Here is a 19,395-nt window from a genome sequence, read left to right as displayed (position 1 = left end):
CTTATCTATATAGTAGCGGGTGAGCAAAGGCTCACTAATTTGGCTTCTTACTTGGAGATATTGAATGAAGCGCGTAGCGTTATTTTTACTGACTAACTTAGCTGTAATCGCGGTGTTGAGTGTGGTACTCAACCTCGTTTATGCCTTTACTGGAATTCAATCAGGCAGCCTGTCAGGCCTATTGGTGTTGGCAGCAGTGTTTGGTTTTGGTGGTTCCTTTATTTCGCTATTGATGTCAAAAGGCATGGCCCTGCGTTCTGTTGGTGGGCAGGTTATTGAAAGTCCACGTAATAAAACAGAACATTGGCTGATAGAAACGGTTTCTCGTCAAGCTAATCAGGCAGGCATTGGTATGCCAACTGTAGCCATTTATGACTCGCCAGACATCAACGCATTTGCAACGGGTGCTAAACGCGATGATTCTCTGGTTGCGGTTTCTAGCGGTCTAATTAACAGCATGACTCAAGATGAAGCTGAGGCGGTACTTGCCCATGAAATCAGCCATATAGCTAATGGTGACATGATTACCATGACGCTGATGCAAGGTGTTGTGAATACCTTTGTTATCTTCATCTCTCGCTTTATTGCCAATATTGTGGCCAATAATGGCGATGAAGAGGGCGAGGGTGGTTCGAATATGATGGTGTACTTTGGGGTGTCTATGGTGCTTGAATTGGTATTTGGTTTCTTAGCCAGCTTCATCACTATGTGGTACAGCCGTAAGCGTGAATTTCATGCCGATGCGGGCGCAGCGCACTTGGTGGGCAAGCATAAGATGATCGCAGCATTAGAGCGTTTAAAAACCAGTCACGAACCACAACTTGAAGGCTCAATGATGGCGTTTGGCATCAATGGCAAGCGTACCATGACTGAATTATTGATGTCGCATCCACCTCTGGATAAGCGCATCGAAGCGTTGAGAAATACGCAAAGTTTTTAAATATCTGGATTATGCATTAGTTGATAAAAAAGCTTGGTTTACGTGACCAAGCTTTTTTTTTTGATCTATTTGTTAATAAACACGTAGTTATCTTTAATTGCAGACACGCAGATAAGATATAGCCATGGATATGGCGCCAATAATGACTACAAGGATAAACGCATGAATGTTGAAACCGTTGCCGATGTGTATCAAAAGCTCAACAAAGATACGCTACATAGCCTAACCAGTATCTATCACCAAGATGTGGTGTTTGAAGATGCTGCGCACCGATTAGATGGCTGGGATGCCCTTGCACTGTACTTTGAAAATCTATACCAGAACGTTATTGAATGCCGTTTTGATATTCAAAGCTCTCACCAGTCTCTTGATTCAGGATTTATTGTGTGGGTGATGTATCTGCGTCATCCCAAACTCAAAGGTGGCAGTGAAGTAGCGGTTAATGGTATCAGTCACCTAAGATTTGCTGATGGGAAAATTATTCATCATCGCGACTACTTTGATATGGGAGAGATGTTGTATGAGCACCTGCCGCTACTTGGCTCTATTATCAAGGGAATAAAAAAGAGGTTAGGACAATGAGCGCGGTATATCTTGTCACAGGTGCAACCTCAGGTATTGGTGAGGAGCTGGCCCATCGTTACGCCTCTCAAGGCGATACCGTTTGGGCTTGTGGGCGCAACCAAGACAAGTTGCAACAGATGGCGGACTCGAATGCCAACATTCTACCTTTGGCTTTTGATATCACCGACCTTCCTCAGACCAAGCGCAAGCTTGCCGACCTGACTCCTTTACCAACCACGTGGATACTCAACGCAGGTGACTGCGAATATATCAATGATGGCGTGATGGACGCCACGCTATTTAAGCGTGTTATCGATATCAACGTAGTTGGGCTCGCCAATTGCGTTGAGGCGTGCCAACCCTCTTGGAGTGCAGGTCATAATGTGGTTATAGTCGGGTCAATTGCCAGTGAAATGGCTCTTCCTCGGGCTGAGGCATATGGAGCGTCTAAGGCTGCGGTGAGTTATTTAGCTCGCACTTTGGCGCTCGATCTCGCACCAAAAAAAATTCGAGTCTCTACTGTCTATCCAGGTTTTGTAAAAACCCCTTTGACCAATAAAAACGACTTCCCAATGCCAATGATGGTATCCGTTGAGCGTGCAGCGCAAGAGATAATGCGCGGCATTGATGCCGGGCAAAAATCCATCTATTTTCCGAAGCGGTTTACTTTACTGCTACGTTTTATAGGAGCGCTTCCATATGCGTGGCAGTCGATAATTTCTCAAAAACTGATATAGGAATAACAAGGATGAAGATTGCTATTATCGGAACCGGTATATCAGGATTGACATGCGGTTATCGCTTACATAAACAGCACCAGATAACCTTATTTGAAGCTAATGATTACATCGGTGGACATACTGCAACAGTGGATGTGTCAGTAGAAGGCAAACAGTATGCGGTAGATACTGGATTTATCGTTTACAACGACCGAACCTACCCAAATTTCATACAAATGATGGAAGAGATTGGGGTTGAAGGTAAGCCAACGCAGATGAGCTTTAGTGTGCGCAATGATAACAATGGCCTAGAGTACAATGGTCATTCGTTATCGAACCTGTTTGCGCAAAAACGTAATTGGTTTAACCCTAAGTTTTACGCCTTTATTTTGGAGATACTGCGCTTTAATAAACTGGCGAAGAGTGTTGTAACGCAAGACATAGCAGAGCAAGAAACACTGGGTAATTTTTTGTTGCAGCATCAGTTCAGTGAATATTTTTGTGACAACTATATCCTGCCTATGGGCGCGGCTATTTGGTCATCTACCCTTGCCGATATGAGAGGGTTTCCTCTACGTTTCTTTTTGCAGTTTTTCGTTAATCACGGCTTGCTGGATATAAAAAATCGCCCTCAATGGTATGTGGTTAAGGGGGGATCTCGCGCTTATATCGACCCCTTAACAGAGGGCTTTCGTGAACGAATCTTATTATCTAGCCCAGTGCAAAAGGTAGAGCGCAATATCCACGGCGTGCGGTTGCTGGTTAACCAGCAATGGCATGAGTTTGATCAGGTGATATTTGCTTGCCATAGCAATCAAGCGCTACAGATACTCGGTGATGAAGCCACGAGCCACGAGCAAGAATTATTGTCTGCTATGGCTTATCAAACCAATGAAGTGATATTGCATACCGATACCAAATTACTTCCAAAAAGTAAGCTGGCGTGGGCATCATGGAACTACTATCTGCAAGGGGGGCAAGACCAAGCTGAACGTCTTCCAACGCTTACTTATAACATGAATATTCTGCAACACATCTCATCGACACACACCTTCTGCGTGTCGCTAAATAACAGCGCCATGATTGATGAATCTAAGGTACTGCGCCGCTTTAGCTATGACCATCCAGTATTTTCAACAACATCTATTGCCGCGCAACAACAAGCTGAACGGATTCAAGGCAAGAACAATAGCTGGTTTTGCGGTGCATATTGGAGAAATGGTTTCCATGAAGATGGGGTGTTTAGTGCTCTGCAAGTAGTAAAGGGGGTTGAGCACACAACCACATGTGATGCAAAGGAACAAGCGGCATGAGCAGTCAAATAATGTGTGGGGATGTGCGTCATAGACGCTTTTCTCCTGTAAAGCATCAGTTAAATTATGCGTTATTTATGCCCTGTATCGACGTGGATGAGTTAGAGAGCCTCAAACAGCAGGTATGGGGATTTGGTGATCGCTGGTATCACTGGGCGCGTTTTAAGCGTAGCGATTATTTAGGTGAAGGCTGTCTTAAAAAAGCAGTGCAGGGAAAGGTCTATGAATTGACGGGTAAGCAATTTAATGGACGGGTTGAGGCGGTCTGTCACCTTAGATATCTTGGGTTCTACTTTAGTCCCGTTAATTTTTATTATGTCTATGATGAACAAGGGGTTTGGCGCTATCTCTTGGCGGAAGTAAGCAATACACCCTGGAATCAGCGGCACTACTATGCATTGGATGCAGACGCTGGGGAAAATCGTACTAATTGGCGTCATCAAAAGGCGTTTCATGTTTCTCCATTTAACCCAATTGATCAAGTCTATCAGTGGCGCTTGGCAAGGGGAGAACGAACCTTGTTGGTTCACTTAGAGTGCCATAAACAAATTAAAGAGTTCGATGCGACCATGGCATTAAAGGGCATCGAATTTAACTCAAAAAATATGCTTCGAATGTTGATCTCAACACCAATAATGACAGTAAAAGTGATAGTTGGAATATATTGGCATGCGTTGAAGCTGTTCTTGAAACGCGCCCCTTTTTATCCTAATCCGACCAAAAATAATAACCAAAATTTGTCGTAAGGCAGGAGGCTTTTTTCATGAGCAATTCACAATCTATGATGGTAACTACCGAGCTGTCGGGCATTCAAAAAGCGGCTCGCGCCTTTATCATGGAGCAACTTAAATCGTTACGATGGGGCAAATTATCTGTAGTTGAGGTGTTTGGACCACAAGCAGAACAGTTTAATTTTGGTCAGTCTGATGCAGAGGTTGTAGGGGTGGTGGAAGTACAAACCCCAGATTTCTATTTAAGAATGTTGAAAGGTGGCAGTATCGCCGCTGCCCGAGCTTACATTGATGGCGACTGGGAGAGTCCAAATCTTGTAGCTGTAATGCAAGTAATGGCAAAAAATACCGCTAAATTGGACCATATTAATGGTCGTATGGGCGTGTTCACCCGCTTTGCAAACCTCATTGGACACTGGAAAAATAGAAATACTCAGCGCAATGCAAAGCAGAATATATTAGCGCATTATGACCTGGGTAATTCCCTGTATGAGCGTTTCTTAGACAATGAAATGTTGTACTCCTCAGCGTTATATCTCAATAAAGACGATTCCTTGGAGCAGGCGCAACAAAATAAAATGCAGCGGTTGTGCGAACAGTTACAGTTGCAAGCCAGTGATAGAGTGATAGAGATAGGAACGGGTTGGGGAGGAATGGCAATTTACATGGCTAAGAATTTTGGCTGCCATGTTACGACGACCACCATTTCTGATGAGCAGTTCGATTATGCTCAGCAACGTATTGAGCAAGAGGGGCTGCAACACAAGATTACGCTATTGAAAAAAGATTATCGGTTATTAGAAGGCACCTTCGATAAATTAGTTTCAATAGAGATGATAGAAGCAGTTGGGCGTGCGTTCTTAGCGTCATATATTGATAAATGTAATGCGCTAGTAAAACCCGGTGGTAGAGTTGCGATTCAATCCATCACTATTGCTGATCAGCGCTTTGAATCATATAGCAATAGTGTCGATTTTATTCAAAAATACATCTTTCCTGGTGGTTTTCTGCCTTCGGTAAGCTACCTTCTAGAGCAAACCACCAAGCATAGCCAACTGGTGATTGAAGACCTGTATGATATTGGTATTGATTACGCTTATACCTTAAGGGAGTGGCGGGAGCGCTTTAACCATGCTGATAGAGAGCTGAGTGAGCTTGGATTTGATGACAGATTCAAGCGTATGTGGCGCTATTATCTTTGCTACTGTGAAGGCGGATTCCTCGCCCGATCAATCAGTACGGTTCACCTTACTTTTCGTAAGAGCTGATAAACATGAATAAGGTTCTGGTGGTTAAGTCTCTGTGGTTTCAATCACTGTGGTTTTTAGCTGTGATTGGACGCGATTCGACGCTCCTATTACTTTGGTTTGCTATTGTGGCAACGTTGGCATTCAGCGTTGTACGACGAGAGTTAGCAATGGGGTGGTTGAGCTGTTTCGTTGTATTGGGTGTTGTGCTTGATTGGGGCAATGCCTATCTGGGGCTATTTACATTTCCTACACCGTTTATTCCGTTATGGCTGATTGCGCTGTGGATAATATTTGTGTGGTATGCCTATCAAATGAAAACTATTTTGACCCTTTATCCTATCTGGGCCGTATCAATAATAAGTGCATTAGGGGCGGCGGGCAGTTATTTTGCTGGCGCTAAACTGGGCGCGGTTATCTGGCCTCAAGGCAATACATTCACCTTGCTGGTGCTGATAGTAGAATGGAGCGTTTTGATGTCATTGCTGGTGGTATCACTGAGAAAACGGCGCTTAATTGTCTAGGTTGATTGTGGTAGAGGTGAGCTATGAAATGGGCATTTCGGTTATTCGGTCTACTGAGTCTAGGGCTCTCAACTGTGGTCGCAGCCAGTGATGTAAAAACAACCCAGCGCTGGCAGGCTTGGCCAACGGTCGGCTCAGCACAGCTTGATTTTCTGTTTTTTGATGTATACACCTCAGAGCTAAAAGCGCCGCACGGGCGATACACCTTAAGTGATGACGTCACGCCTCATCCTATTGCGCTTTCCATTCACTATCAGCGAAACATCGCTAAAGCACATCTCTTAAAAGAAACGCGCAAGCAGTGGCTGCATCTTGGGTATAAGCAGGCTGATTTTAGTCAATGGGAGATAAAGCTGGCGACGATTTATCCTGAGATAAAAAAGGGGGATCGGCTAGTGTATGTCAGTAATGGCAGTAGTGGTGTCTTTTACTATTATGAGCAAAAACGAAATGGAAGAATGGTGGGTAAGATTGAGCAAGAAGCATTTAATGATGCCTTTGTGGCGATTTGGTTATCCCCTAAAACAGAATACCCAGACCATCGAGCGCAATTGATAGGGCTAAATCAATGAAGATATTAAAGGGATGGCTCATCGTGTGGGTGAGTCTACTTATCGGCTGTAGTGCAGAACTCAGTGATTACCATAGCAGTACGCCTAAGTTTCAGCTGTTTCAGTACTTTGAGGGACGGGTTGACGCTTGGGGAATGATACAAGATAGCAGCGGTAAACAGACTCGACGCTTCTCAGTAAAGCTCAATGGTGTTGTTGATGGCAATGTATTGACGCTAGATGAGCAGTTTGAATTTGATGATGGGGAGCGAAGCACACGAGTTTGGGTTATTACCCGTCTTGAAGATGGTACCTATCAAGGCAAGGCTGATGATATCGTAGGTGTCGCAACGGGTGAAGAAATCGGCAATGCATTGCACTGGGTTTATGATTTTGAGCTACCACGTGGGGACTCATTAGTGACCGTTGCCTTTGATGATTGGCTTTATCGACAAGACGCTAAGCGGGTATTCAATCTCACATCAATTAAAAAGTTTGGCATTGAATTTGGACGCCTTACGCTGTTTTTTGATAAGCAGTAATGGTTTATTAAAGTTTAGCTAGCACCCATATAAATGGTATAGCCCCTTATAACTAATGATTTCTTACAATTGTGAGTTTGGTAATGCTTTACCATTACCTAAATATGATAGTATCCTCTCTATAATTGTATGACTTATTCGCGTGTTAAATGAATTCTGCCGTTACTTCACCTTTACTATTTCATAAAGCCTTTCCCCATCCTTCTTCTAAGGAGTGGGTCGTTTTTGTGCATGGTGCAGGGGGAAGTTCATCGATTTGGTTTAAACAGATCAAGGCTTATAAACAACACTTTAATGTGCTATTGGTCGATCTTCGTGGCCATGGGAAGTCAAATAACCTGCTTAAAGAGATCATGAGTAAGCGTTATACGTTTGAAGCGGTTACCAAGGATATTGTTGCAGTATTAGACCACTTAAAGATCGCCTCAGCGCATTTTGTCGGTATGTCCCTTGGCACCATAATTGTACGCAATATGGCGGAAATTGCTTCAGGTCGAGTGCGTTCGATGGTACTTGGTGGTGCGATAACTCGCTTTGATGCACGCTCTCAATTTCTAGTAAAGCTTGGAGATCTTAGCAAACACATTATTCCGTATATGTGGTTGTATAGCCTGTTTGCGTGGATCATCATGCCGCAAAAAGGACAGGTAGAGTCAAGGCATATGTTTATTGGCGAAGCACGTAAGTTGTGCCAGAAAGAGTTTAAACGTTGGTTTAAACTGGCCGCTGAGGTCAATCCTCTGATGCGTTACTTTAAAGAAAAAGAGCTCGATATCCCAACCTTGTATCTAATGGGCGATAAAGACTATATGTTTATTAAGCCGGTAAAGGAGATGGTATCGGTGCATAAGCACAGTAAGCTTATTGAGATAGAAGATTGTGGCCATGTATGTAATGTAGAAAAGCCCCTTCATTTTAATCGAGAGTCGATAGCCTTTATTCAATCTGTAGCCTGATCGGGGTTACTATTCGAGCACTGCCAGCATAAGGCAAATTGCCCTTCATTGACTTCACTGCAATGAGGGCAGGTCCAATCTTGATAGTTACCCTGCTGGGAGTATGCTTGTATTACCGCTTGGGCTTTATCCAGTAAGCTGGGGTCGGATAGCCACACATAAGGCTGAGTAGACTCATCGAATGGCAACTCTCCTTGTAAACCAAAGAGCCCCTCACCACGAACCTCAACGGCAACCCCTTCGGCAATTAAAAGCTCACTGATAAAGTGTGCCTCAGGTGGATTACTGGCAATAAATATCTTCATTTTAGTTTACCGAAGGGGGTTGATGGTAAAGCACTAGTGCGATTAGCAGGTGCTAGGTCTAAGCCTATTCATCACCCATTTCGCTATTAATGGGAATAGACCAAGTAGAGCAAATGATGCCAATACAGTCGGAGACACAATACCGGAAAGGCTGTCTATTTCAGCTAATTGTGTCCCTGCGTTAAGATACACCATAGTGCCAGCTAACATACCTAATTGACTCACAATATAGAATTTACCCATGCTGATAGGGGTGAGTCCCATCAATAGGTTGATCAAGAAGAATGGAAATACGGGAATAAGGCGCAATGAAAATAGATAGAAAGCGCCATCTTTCTCCACACCTTTATTGATGGTATCAAGCTTATTACCAAACTTAGACTGTACCCAATCACGCAATAGATAACGACTGCTTAAAAAGGCAAGTGTTGCCCCTATAGTGCTGGCGAATGATACCAGTAGCAGGCTCGTCCAAAAACCAAATAGTGCCGCGCCTAATAGGGTAACAACCGCAGCCCCAGGGATTGAAAAAGCGGTAATAAAAATATAGCCAATAAAATAGATAGCGGCAGATATCCTAAAGTTTTGCTGTATATGGCTATTTAGGGCAGCTTGCTGTGCCTTGGCATTTTCGAGGGTCAGATACTGCCCAAAATTGACGGCTAGCAAAACAACCACAGCCACTAAAATTACGCCAATAATCAATTTCTTATTCATCATTATGCTCGTGAAATGTTTGGTTAATTATAAAGACAGAATAACCCCCACAAAAATTTCAATTATCGGTAATTATTATCGAAATTATTGCAGCCGATGACATAAAAAAAGCCTCACCCAATATGGAATGAAGCTTTCTATGGCGCTGCATAAACGAATTATGCGTTGAGGTTTCTTACACTCTTACGCTCAACAAGCTCTGGTTGCATCTTAAATTCACGGCGCTCGTGCTCTTTATCGTTAATGCGTTGCAATAAGATCTCAAACGCGGTTTTACCCACACGGCGTTTTGGCTGGTGGATGGTCGTGAGCGGTGGAGCGAAATACGCAGCAAGGTCGATATTGTCATAGCCAACAACGGATATATCTTGTGGCACTTTAATATCATGCTCAAGCAGGCCACTAATCAAACCAAGCGCCATGATATCGTTGAAACAAAATACCGCAGTTGGACGTGATGACTCGGGCATAGCCGCCAGTTTGTTGGCTGCTTCAACCGCGGTATCACATTCGAAGTTACCTTCGATGATATATTGTGGATTAAAGTCAACCTTGGCTTCATTTAGAGCTCTTTTATAGCCAGACACCCTTTCGATACATGCCAGTTTTTCGACTTGTCCACTCAAACATGCTATCTTGTTATGCCCCATTTCAAGAAGGTACTTGGTTGCAAGATAGCCACCTTCTTCTGAGTTATCGATGATTTTATCGGCTTTTGATGTTTCAGGGCCCCAATCCATTACCACTTTAGGAATGTTAGGTTGAGCATCAAGCATTGCTCTTAGCTCTTCTGTAAGATCAGAGCATATGACCAATAGGCCATCGACTCTTTTTTCAGCTAGCATACGAATATAGTCACGTTGCTTTTCGTAAATACCGCCAGTATTACATAGAATCAAGGTATAGCCTTGGCGATAGCAATAGCTTTCAACCCCATCCACCACTTCAGCAAAGAAGGGGTTAGTCGATTGGGTAACGAGCATACCAATAGTGCGAGTCGTATTACACTTCAGGCTACGGGCTACCGCACTTGGAGCATAATTTAGCTCTTTTACTGCTTCGAGCACGCGCTCTTGAGTGGTCTCTGCTACGAAACGTGTCTTATTTATTACGTGCGAAACTGTGGTTGTCGAAACACCAGCGAGTTTTGCTACATCTTTAATGGTAGCCATGCTTTACCTTGTAACATCAATTGTAGGGGTACACCTAAATAGCCTTGGTTATTGATAACAATAACATAAGGCGATTTGGTTATAATAATAGTAGTGCAATCGTTTGCGGAGCGCAGTCTAGCTAGAAATGAAGTGAGTGACAATTCATTTCTAGCAAAAGTGAGAAGGTTTAGTTTGCCGCTAAGTAGCGGTTATCCAGTTCGCAAAAATTAACTAATAGCTCTGCTACAGCGGCATAGAAGCCAAAGCTATCAAATTGAGTGCAGTTTTCTGAAAACTGAGGTATCCAGCTTAATAGGTGATTATCGATAAAGTGTTTCTGCTCTGTAAATGCAGTTTCTAAGTGAGCCTCTTGCTCTAACTCGTTAGAGCGAATAATCATATTCCCTAAAAAGTCGAGCTCAATTGCAAGGTGGTCAGCAGGCTCATTAAAGTTATTGTCTACTGCAATCCCTTTATTTTGCATCAGTTCAGCCATATCTTGGGCAGGTTTACCATTGAGAAGCTTACTTTCATCAAGATAAATTGACGCATATGGCAGTGCAGCGTGCTTATCTGATGTAAGGAACAAGTCGCAAAAATCAGCAGACAGTTCTAACTGAGCATCTTCTCTATCTTGCAGTCGATTAAGGGCGTCGATAACCTTATCAGTTGAGTTTTTTAGCTCTTTATTATCAGCCAGCCCTTGCAGAAAACCGCGAACCTCTGGGGTTTGATATGCGTTGAGATCTTGTTGGGTCAACTCTTTTGAAAAAAGGCTAGAAAACCACCAGTAAATCTCAGCTCGTTGTTCATTAAATCGTTTTATTTCTTGCATAAGAAAGCACACGTACCTTGGTTTGTATCAATCAATGTTCCCGTATGCGTAAATTATGGTTGAGTTACTGTTTACTGGCAAGGTTGCGAATCGCTTGCCACCAAGTTCCAAGGGTTTCGTGCCAATAGCGCTCGGTTTGCTCAAGATAACGAGCTTGGGGCGTATATTTTACCCAAGGCTGAGTAATGTTGGAGTGAGCAAGATAATTGGTCGGTGCAGGGATAGGCGTAATACCGGCTGCGTTAAATTCGCCCATTGCACGCTCCATATGACTGGCTGAGGTAACTAGTACAAGATTCGTATGCCCAACAAAGGCGCTGGCTTGCCTTGCTTCTTCCCAGGTATCTTGCGCGGTTTCAAGCAATATGATTTCGGGTTTTGCGACACCTAACGCTAGGGCAACCTTTGCCATCATACGTGCTTGGCTGATTTTACTACCACCGCCATATCCCGATAGGATCAACTTGCTACCAGGATACATGCGTAAAATACGAATTCCCTCTGAAAGACGCATCAAAGCCGTTCGACTCAGCTCAGAGGTTGGAGGGATCTCAGGATCAACCACATGTCCACTGCCTAGTACCATAACATAGTCAACATTTTGGGTAGTCGGCAGAAATCCGGTGTACTTTCGTTCAAGAGGCTTAAGTAGCGAGGTTGCGATTGGTTGAAAAGAGATAGCGAAGATCGAGGCCAAAGAGATGAGTATCAAGATAGAGCCGGATCTATGCTTACGAGTAAACATTACCATTGCCAATCCTATGAAGCCAATGATCAACATAGCGGGTAATGGCATTAAAAATGCGGAAATGAGCTTTTTAAGTTCAAACATGGTTACAACATTATATCCTAAATGTATTTAGCAAAGAGTTGTGTGTAAAAACACTTCGTTTTAAGCTCAAATATTCGCCACTTAAAGCGCTTGCTCTTTATTCTTCGTCTTCTTGTGACACAATACCAAACTTGATTACTTAACCACATACCTACCGTGACAAAAGACCGCAATTTCGACAACATAGCCCACAAATTTGCTCAGAATATCTACGGTTCTGACAAGGGTAATATTCGGCAGACAGTTGTTTGGGAAGATTTAAACCATATTCTATCTCAAATCGAGTCAGATTCGAAATCGCTGACAGTGGTTGATGCGGGGGGCGGGTTAGCGCAAATGTCACAAAAACTTGCCAAGCTCGGACACAAGGTCATTCTGTGTGATGTATCTAGTGAGATGTTAGCGCTTGCCAAGCAAGAGATTGTAAAGCAAGGTTTACTCGAACAGTACACATTTATTCATGCTCCAATACAGGAACTGCATCAACATATAGATGAGCCGGTAGACCTTATCTTATTTCATGCGGTAATGGAGTGGTTAGCAGAGCCTGAAGCGGTACTAAAGCAATTGATGACGCTATTGGTCGCGAATGGAATGGCGTCAATTATGTTTTATAACCAGCATGGATTGGTGATGAAGAATGTAGTGTGTGGCAATATTCCGCATGTTTTGCAGGGAATGCCGCACCGTAAAAGATTTAAGCTTCAGCCACAAAAGGGACTCATTCCAACGGATGTTTACCAGTGGCTAGAAGAGAGTGGCCTCACGATATGTGGTAAGTCTGGGATTCGCTGTTTTCATGATTACGTCGGCTTTAGCGAATACGTAGGTGAATACACCCCACAACAATTATTGGAGCTTGAACAGCAGTTATGCCGAACTGAACCATATCTGTCTATGGGCAGATATATACACGTTTGGGTTCAGAAGTAATAAGCAAGGATCGGAATGAGCCAAGCAGAACAACAAAGTAACGATCAGCTGTCAGTAGATGAGCTGGTGGGCTGGGTAAAACAGCACGATTTTTCATTAAATCTGACTAGCGAACGGTTAAGTTTTTTGGTCTCAATCGCGTTATTGAGCCAAGAGCGATTCGATGGTGAGTTGGGCGAGGGTGAACTGCATGATGCATTTGCTATCGTGCAAGGACAATATTCGAGTGATTCCCAAACTAAAGGGAACAATTTATTTAAGGCCAACAACGCCATCAATGACCTTGTTAGTCAGCGCCTATTGAATCGCTTTAATGCCGATGACCAAGAGGGAGGCAGCATTTATCGCTTGTCACCTTTGGCTATGGGGATCAGTGATTATTATATGCGTCATCGTCAATTCTCAAAGCTTAAGCTATCAGTACAACTGATTTTAGCGGGTAGAGAATTGGCCAATGCCCACCAAGCTGCGGAAGGTGATCTTTCTGGTGAAGAGTGGCGTCGAGACGTGTATGGCACTTTAAAATATACCGTGGGTGAGATCTTTGATCAGATAGACCTCAACCAAAGGGTGATGGACGAAGAGCAATCGCAGGTAAAACAGCAAATAGCCGCATTGTTGAATCAAGATTGGCGTGAAGCCATTCACCAGTGTGAAGGGCTGCTATCGGCGACTTCTAACACCTTAACTGAGCTCCAATCGTCCCTGCAAGCTGCCGGTGATGAGCTGCAATCTCAGCTGCTCGAACTGCAGCAGATGGTATATGGTCAAGATGAATTAGATTTTATCGATGCGGTACTTTTCAGCTTACAAATGAAGCTGGATCGCATTGTGAGCTGGGGTCAACAGTCAATCGACCTATGGATTGGTTATGACCGCCATGTGCATAAATTTATCCGTACCGCCATTGATATGGATAAGAACCGAGCGTTTAGCCAAAGGCTGCGTCAATCGATACAAGATTTTGGTTCTCAATCATGGCTACTGACTTATGCCGATGCCGAGCGATTACGCGATCTGCGTGATGAGTCCTTGGTATTGAAAAATGATGAAGCCCTTGGTGTATTGCCACCAGAGGTGGAATATCAAGAAATTCAGCAGGTAACCAACGAGTTGGCAGAGCACGTCAAAGCGATGCTTTTACAACATAAACAGCAGGGGTCAAATATTGATCTTAGCTCGATACTAAAAGATTATCTGGCTCGTTATCCGCTGACTAAACATTTTGATCTCGCTCGAATGGTAGTTGATCAAGCCGTTCGCTTAGGATACTCAGAACAAGACTATGCCGCTATTCAGCCAGACTGGCAGTCAATCAATGAATATGGCGCAAAGGTACAAGCAAATGTCATCAATAAATTCTGAACATTACATGCCAGAAGAACTGGCTAAAGCAATTGCAAACCCACTATTTCCGGGTTTAGACAGTCTATTGCGCTCTGGTCGTCATATTACACAAGACGATATGGATAACTACGCACTGTTGTGTGACTTTGAAACGGATTTAGCTCTGTTTTATCAACGATATAACGTCGAACTGGTTAAAGCACCGGAAGGGTTTTTCTACCTTCGACCTCGTTCAACGGCGCTGATTGGCCGTAGCGTATTGTCAGAGCTAGATATGCTGGTGGGTAAGGTATTGTGTTTCCTTTATCTAAGCCCTGAACGCTTAGCTCAAGAGGGTATCTTTAGCAACCATGAGTTGTTTGAAGAGCTACTTAGTATTGCCGAGCACAAAGCGCTAATGAAGTTTGTCACCCATAAAGCAACCGGTACCGATCTAGATAAAGAAAAGCTATACGATAAAGTGCGTACTTCGCTACGTCGATTAAAGCGTATTGGAATGTTATTACCGGTAGGTGAAGGTGAAAAATTCCGTATCAGCGAGGCGGTATTCCGCTTTGGTGCTGATGTGCGTGTGGGCGATGATGTACAACAAGCTCAGTTGCGATTGATCCGTGATGGTGAAGCCGTGGTCGAACAAAAAACAGAACAAAACAGTCTATTAGATGAGAGTGAGGAACAGGCATGATTGAAAGAGGAAAATATCAATCACTGACCATGATTAACTGGAACGGCTTTTTTGCGCGTACCTTTGATATCGATAATCTGGTCACCACACTTTCGGGCGGCAATGGTGCGGGTAAATCGACCACCATGGCGGCGTTTATTACTAGCCTTATTCCTGACCAAAGTCTATTACATTTTAGAAATACCACCGAAGCGGGAAGCTCGCAGGCATCGAGAGATAAAGGCTTGTACGGTAAGCTACAAGCGGGTGTGTGCTACTCCGCTTTAGAGGTTGTGAACTCGCGTAAACAACGCCTTATCTTCGCAGTAAAGCTACAGCAAGTCGCCGGTCGTGATAAAAAAGTAGATATTAAGCCGTTTGTTGTACAAGGCCTACCGAGCCATATTAAGGCATCGGAGCTGTTCATTCAGTCGGTCAGTGATACCCAAGCTAAGGTATTGCAGTTAAACGAAGTGAAAGAGCGCGTCGCGGATATAGAAGGCGTACAATTTAAGGCGTTTAACTCTATCACTGATTACCACACCCAGATGTTTGATAGCGGTGTGATTCCGAAAAAACTTCGTAATTCCGGTGACCGGTCTAAATTTTATCGCTTGATAGAGGCATCGCTATACGGTGGCATCTCTAGCACGATTACTCGCTCACTACGTGACTATCTATTGCCACAAAATGGTGGGGTTAAAAAGGCGTTCCAAGATATGGAATCGGCCCTGCGTGAAAACCGTATCACCTTAGAAGCAATCAAGAATACCCAGTCGGATCGTGACCTGTTTAAGCATTTGCTAACTGAGTCCACCAACTATGTGGCCGCCGATTATATGCGTCACGCTAATCAGCGCCGTAGTAAGCTAGAAGCGACACTATCTATTCGTAAAGAACTGCTAAATGGTCGCCAACAGATCATTGATAACAATAAGCTTCTTAATGAAACTCAGCAGCAACTAAATCAGTTTGTTGAGCAATATTCAGCACTAGAGCAGGACCATCAAGCCGCAAGCGATTACTTACAGTTGGTGCAAAATGCGCTGCAACAGCAGCAGAAAATTGAGCGCTATGAAGAAGACTTGCTTGAACTGAGTGACCGACTTGAAGAGCAGGTGATGGTAGTCGAAGAGGCATATGAGTCTCTAGTTAGCAATGAACAGCAGATGGAGCTTACCGAGGCAGAGGTTGATAGCCTGAAGTCTCAGCTGGCGGATTATCAACAAGCACTGGATGTACAACAAACCCGAGCACTGCAATATCAACAAGCGGTTAAAGCCTTGCATGATGCAAGAACGCTGTGCGGAATTGAAATTGAAAGTGTTGATAATATCCCACAGCTGTTGAGCGACTTTGAGACCCAACAAACTCAACAAACCCAAACCTTGCTGTCACTAAAGCATAAGCTGGACATCAATTCTGCTGGGGTTGAGCAGTTTGCCAAAGCGTATGATCTGTTAAAACAAATCGTGCCAGATTGTGCGCGCAGTGATGCGCAGCAACAAGCGCGCAGCGTGCTTGAAAAAATGCAAGCTGCTAAACATGAAGCGGCGCAATTGTCTCACTGGCAGTCACAAGCTAGGGATCTCAATAAACGCCTGCAACAGCAATCTCAGGTTCAGAAAAGTGTTAAAGAATACAATGCGTTAGCATCGACTGAGATCCATGATGAGGTCGATGTTGAAACTGAGCAAGCGCGTCAACATGAAGCCATTGACCAAAATGAAGCTCATCTAGAGCAAGGTCGTGAGCGCTTGGTTGATCTGCGTCGTGAAGAGCAAAAACTAACAGGTGATATTTCACGCTTTGAAGGTATTGCACCGGCGTGGTTTAAGGCCAATGAAGCGCTATATAATCTACGTGAAAGTACCGACGCGCCATTGAATGACGCTCAGCAGGTCATGGCGACCATGCAGCAGGTTCTAGAAGATGAAAAGCGTGCCATATCACACAAAGATGCCTTGGCGCTAGAGCGTAACCAAGTTGAGAAAGAGTTAGAAGCGCTAGCAGCACCAGGTGGTGCCAACGATCCTAGATTAAAAGCACTGGCTGACTCTTTAGGTGGCGTACTCCTTTCAGAGATCTACGATGACATTACGTTCGCCGATGCACCGTATTTCAGTGCGATGTATGGTCCGGCGCGTCACGCGATTGTGGTCTCTGATCTCGATGGCGTAAAAGAGCGCTTGGTCGAGTTCGATGACTGCCCGGAAGATGTGTATATTATTGAAGGGGATGTGGATGCCTTTGACGATAGCCTGTTTGAGGTAGAAGAGTTCGAAGGTGCGGTGTGCGTTAAAGTGAGCCAGCAGCAATTGCGTTACTCTCGCTTCCCAACGGTTCCTCTATTTGGCCGAGCTGCTCGTGAACAGCGTTTAGAGGTGCTGCGCGAGAAACGTGATGACCTTGTCGAATCACACGCTAAGGCATCATTTGATGCGCAAAAAGCGCAGCGACTATATCAAGCATTTAATGATTTTGTGGCTAACCATGTACATGTAGCCTTTGAATCAAACCCTGAAGATGCCATTGCACAGCTTCGTATCCAGCGCAACGCAGTCATGGGTGAGCTCAATGTTATTGAAACGAAAGAAGCAGAGCACAAGCAAGGCATAGTAAAAGCTAAGCAAGCATTGAGCCTACTAGATAAGCTAGCACCACGTATTGATTTACTTAGTGATGAGACCCTAAGTGAGCGAGTATTAGAAGTTCAATCAAGAGTGGATGAGCTTGTAGATAGCAAAGCGTATTTAGACCGCTACCAAGCGGTAGCGGACAAGCTTCGTCCGCTGGTTTCTGCATTGGCAGTCGATCCTGAGCAATTTGATGCGATTGAACAGCAATACCAACAAGTTGATGCTCAGCTGCAGCAGTTGAAAACCCAATCTTTCGCTCTATCTAATGTTTTAGAGCGCAGGGCGCACTTTGGCTATGCTGATTCTGAAAAACTGTTAGAGAAAAGCAGTGAGTTAAGTGAACAGCTAAAAGCAAAACTGGTTATTGCCGAGCAGCAAAAAGAGAAAGCACGCGACGGCTATAAACAGGCTCAGCAACAGCACAGCCAATATAATCAACTATTGGCGACGTTAAAAAGCTCACATCAAGCGAAAACAGAAACGGTTCAAGAGTTTAAACTGGAGCTATCAGGCGCAGGCATTGTGCTTGATGAGGCTATCCTTGACCGTGCAACAGCACGTAAGCAAGAGCTACATGAGGGGATTGAGATCTCCCGCGTTCGCCAAACTGAATTGTCGAAGGTTGTTACCGCGACTGAGCTTGAGCTTAAGAGTGGAACTAAGGCACTTAAGAAGCACCAAAAAGAGTACCAAGAATTGCGCCGCTTCGTGGTCACCGCCAAAGCTGGCTGGTGTTCAGTATTGAAGCTAGCGCGTGAGCATGATGTTGAGCGACGCCTACACAAACGTGAGTTAGCTTATCTTTCCGAAGGCGAACTGCGTTCAATGTCAGATAAATCATTGGGTTCATTGCGTCTTGCCGTTGCTAATGATGAGGAGCTTCGAGATACACTACGTGCATCTGAAGATACCGCATACCCAGAGCGTAAGGTACTGTTCTATATTGCGGTATACCAATATCTGCGTGAGCGTATTCGCCAAGATATCATCCGTACAGATGACCCGGTTGAAGCTATTGAAGAGATGGAAGTCGAGCTTGCTCGCTTAACCGAAGAGCTTACTCAACGCGAAGGCCGTTTAGCGATTAGCTCAGAATCTGTATCGAGTATTATTAACAAGACGATTTCACGTGAACAGAATCGAATTCGAATTCTAAACCAAGGCTTGTCCAACATTTACTTCGGTCAGGTTAAAGGGGTGCGTTTGAATGTTAATATTCGCGAGAGCCATCAAATCTTGCTTGATAGCTTAGCCAATCCACAGAAAAGCCATCAGCAGTTGTTTGAGAACTCTCGTTTAACCTTCTCTGAGGCAATGGCTAAATTGTTCCAACGCGTGAACCCACATATTGATGTTGGTCAACGCTCACCACAAGTCTTTGGTGAAGAGCTATTGGATTACCGAAACTACCTTGAAATGGGTGTTGAGGTTAACCGTGGCTCAGAAGGGTGGCTACAGGCTGAATCCGGAGCGCTATCTACAGGTGAGGCTATCGGTACTGGTCAGTCTATCTTGCTGATGGTTATCCAGAGCTGGGAAGAGGAATCTCGTCGATTGCGTAGCAAGGATATTCTACCTTGTCGTCTATTGTTCCTCGATGAAGCGGCACGTTTGGATGCGAAGTCGATTGCTACCTTATTCGAGTTGTGTGAGCGCCTTAATATGCAGCTATTGATCGCCGCACCGGAAAACATTAGCCCTGAAAAAGGCACCACCTACAAGCTGGTTCGGAAGGTATTTAAAGACCACGAACATGTGCATGTGGTTGGGCTTAGAGGCTTTGGTCAGGTAAATGAACCGTCGCAGATCATTGATGAAGCAGAACTGATATAAATTAAAATGGGAGGCGAAAGCCTCCCATTTTTTTCATTTAATTTCGTGG

General features: G+C 44.2%; 19 protein-coding genes. 14 read left to right on the top strand and 5 right to left on the bottom strand.

Annotated features, from left to right (window positions below):
* The first annotated feature begins 64 nt into the window (after positions 1-64).
* From htpX to OCU28_RS06975, 10 genes are all read left to right on the top strand, one after another.
* Positions 65-940 (top strand): protease HtpX, encoded by an 876-nt coding sequence (gene htpX / locus OCU28_RS07020; protein ID WP_261815504.1) that lies wholly within the window; start codon positions 65-67, stop codon positions 938-940.
* A 162-nt stretch (positions 941-1,102) separates the two neighbouring features.
* A complete protein-coding gene (locus OCU28_RS07015) occupies positions 1,103-1,522 on the top strand; it encodes a nuclear transport factor 2 family protein (RefSeq protein ID WP_261815503.1) in 420 nt (139 codons plus the stop codon).
* Positions 1,519-2,241 carry an SDR family NAD(P)-dependent oxidoreductase gene (locus OCU28_RS07010; RefSeq protein WP_261815502.1) on the top strand — a complete coding sequence of 241 codons (723 nt, stop codon included), beginning with the start codon at positions 1,519-1,521 and terminating at the stop codon, positions 2,239-2,241. The genes OCU28_RS07015 and OCU28_RS07010 overlap by 4 nt, the downstream gene beginning before the upstream one ends.
* A gap of 11 nt (positions 2,242-2,252) precedes the next feature.
* Entirely contained in the window at positions 2,253-3,536 is a 1,284-nt protein-coding gene (locus tag OCU28_RS07005; protein WP_261815501.1) for an NAD(P)/FAD-dependent oxidoreductase, read from the top strand.
* Complete coding sequence (locus OCU28_RS07000) at positions 3,533-4,282, top strand: DUF1365 domain-containing protein (RefSeq protein WP_261815500.1); 750 nt, start codon at positions 3,533-3,535, stop codon at positions 4,280-4,282. Before OCU28_RS07005 ends, OCU28_RS07000 begins: the two co-directional genes overlap by 4 nt.
* A 17-nt stretch (positions 4,283-4,299) precedes the next feature.
* A complete protein-coding gene (locus tag OCU28_RS06995; RefSeq protein WP_261815499.1) occupies positions 4,300-5,535 on the top strand; it encodes an SAM-dependent methyltransferase in 1,236 nt (411 codons plus the stop codon).
* A 5-nt stretch (positions 5,536-5,540) separates the two neighbouring features.
* On the top strand, positions 5,541-6,038 hold the full coding sequence (locus OCU28_RS06990; RefSeq protein ID WP_261815498.1) for a DUF2878 domain-containing protein: 498 nt from the start codon (positions 5,541-5,543) through the stop codon (positions 6,036-6,038).
* A gap of 23 nt (positions 6,039-6,061) precedes the next feature.
* The gene (locus OCU28_RS06985) at positions 6,062-6,610 is read left to right on the top strand and encodes a chalcone isomerase family protein (RefSeq protein WP_261815497.1); all 549 of its coding nucleotides are present in this window, start codon (positions 6,062-6,064) and stop codon (positions 6,608-6,610) included.
* Positions 6,607-7,131, top strand: a complete 525-nt coding sequence (locus tag OCU28_RS06980; protein WP_261815496.1) for a DUF3833 domain-containing protein — start codon at positions 6,607-6,609, stop codon at positions 7,129-7,131. The genes OCU28_RS06985 and OCU28_RS06980 overlap by 4 nt, the downstream gene beginning before the upstream one ends.
* A 149-nt stretch (positions 7,132-7,280) precedes the next feature.
* On the top strand, positions 7,281-8,087 hold the full coding sequence (locus tag OCU28_RS06975) for an alpha/beta fold hydrolase (RefSeq protein ID WP_261815495.1): 807 nt from the start codon (positions 7,281-7,283) through the stop codon (positions 8,085-8,087).
* Here the strand turns inward: OCU28_RS06975 and OCU28_RS06970 are convergent.
* The 5 genes from OCU28_RS06970 to elyC all read right to left on the bottom strand — a co-directional run bounded on the left by OCU28_RS06970 (position 8,072) and on the right by elyC (position 11,930).
* On the bottom strand, positions 8,072-8,392 hold the full coding sequence (locus tag OCU28_RS06970; protein ID WP_261815494.1) for a DUF2007 domain-containing protein: 321 nt from the start codon (positions 8,390-8,392) through the stop codon (positions 8,072-8,074). The two genes, OCU28_RS06975 and OCU28_RS06970, sit on opposite strands and share 16 nt — an antisense overlap.
* 42 nt (positions 8,393-8,434) lie before the next feature.
* Entirely contained in the window at positions 8,435-9,109 is a 675-nt protein-coding gene (locus tag OCU28_RS06965) for a TVP38/TMEM64 family protein (protein WP_261817454.1), read from the bottom strand.
* A gap of 158 nt (positions 9,110-9,267) precedes the next feature.
* Complete coding sequence (locus OCU28_RS06960; protein ID WP_261815493.1) at positions 9,268-10,281, bottom strand: substrate-binding domain-containing protein; 1,014 nt, start codon at positions 10,279-10,281, stop codon at positions 9,268-9,270.
* A gap of 169 nt (positions 10,282-10,450) precedes the next feature.
* Positions 10,451-11,098: a molecular chaperone TorD gene (gene torD, locus OCU28_RS06955; protein WP_261815492.1), complete on the bottom strand. Its 648-nt coding sequence runs from the start codon at positions 11,096-11,098 to the stop codon at positions 10,451-10,453.
* Positions 11,099-11,162: 64 nt separating this feature from the next.
* Positions 11,163-11,930: an envelope biogenesis factor ElyC gene (elyC, locus tag OCU28_RS06950; RefSeq protein ID WP_261815491.1), complete on the bottom strand. Its 768-nt coding sequence runs from the start codon at positions 11,928-11,930 to the stop codon at positions 11,163-11,165.
* 156 nt (positions 11,931-12,086) lie between these two features.
* Here elyC and cmoM point away from each other — a divergent pair, with 156 nt between their 5' ends.
* The 4 genes from cmoM to mukB are packed head-to-tail and all read left to right on the top strand — an operon-like array spanning position 12,087 to position 19,346.
* Positions 12,087-12,863, top strand: coding sequence for a tRNA uridine 5-oxyacetic acid(34) methyltransferase CmoM (gene cmoM / locus OCU28_RS06945; RefSeq protein ID WP_261815490.1), 777 nt, complete (start codon positions 12,087-12,089; stop codon positions 12,861-12,863).
* A 15-nt stretch (positions 12,864-12,878) separates the two neighbouring features.
* Positions 12,879-14,228, top strand: a complete 1,350-nt coding sequence (mukF, locus tag OCU28_RS06940; protein WP_261815489.1) for a chromosome partition protein MukF — start codon at positions 12,879-12,881, stop codon at positions 14,226-14,228.
* Positions 14,209-14,895, top strand: coding sequence for a chromosome partition protein MukE (mukE, locus tag OCU28_RS06935; protein ID WP_261815488.1), 687 nt, complete (start codon positions 14,209-14,211; stop codon positions 14,893-14,895). The genes mukF and mukE overlap by 20 nt, the downstream gene beginning before the upstream one ends.
* Positions 14,892-19,346: a chromosome partition protein MukB gene (mukB, locus tag OCU28_RS06930; RefSeq protein ID WP_261815487.1), complete on the top strand. Its 4,455-nt coding sequence runs from the start codon at positions 14,892-14,894 to the stop codon at positions 19,344-19,346. The genes mukE and mukB overlap by 4 nt, the downstream gene beginning before the upstream one ends.
* Positions 19,347-19,395 lie beyond the last annotated feature (49 nt).

The sequence above is a fragment of the Vibrio gallicus genome (assembly GCF_024346875.1).
In the GTDB taxonomy this organism is placed as follows: domain Bacteria; phylum Pseudomonadota; class Gammaproteobacteria; order Enterobacterales; family Vibrionaceae; genus Vibrio; species Vibrio gallicus.
Note: the sequence above shows the minus strand (reverse complement) of the source record. Positions and strands in the feature narration are given on the sequence as shown.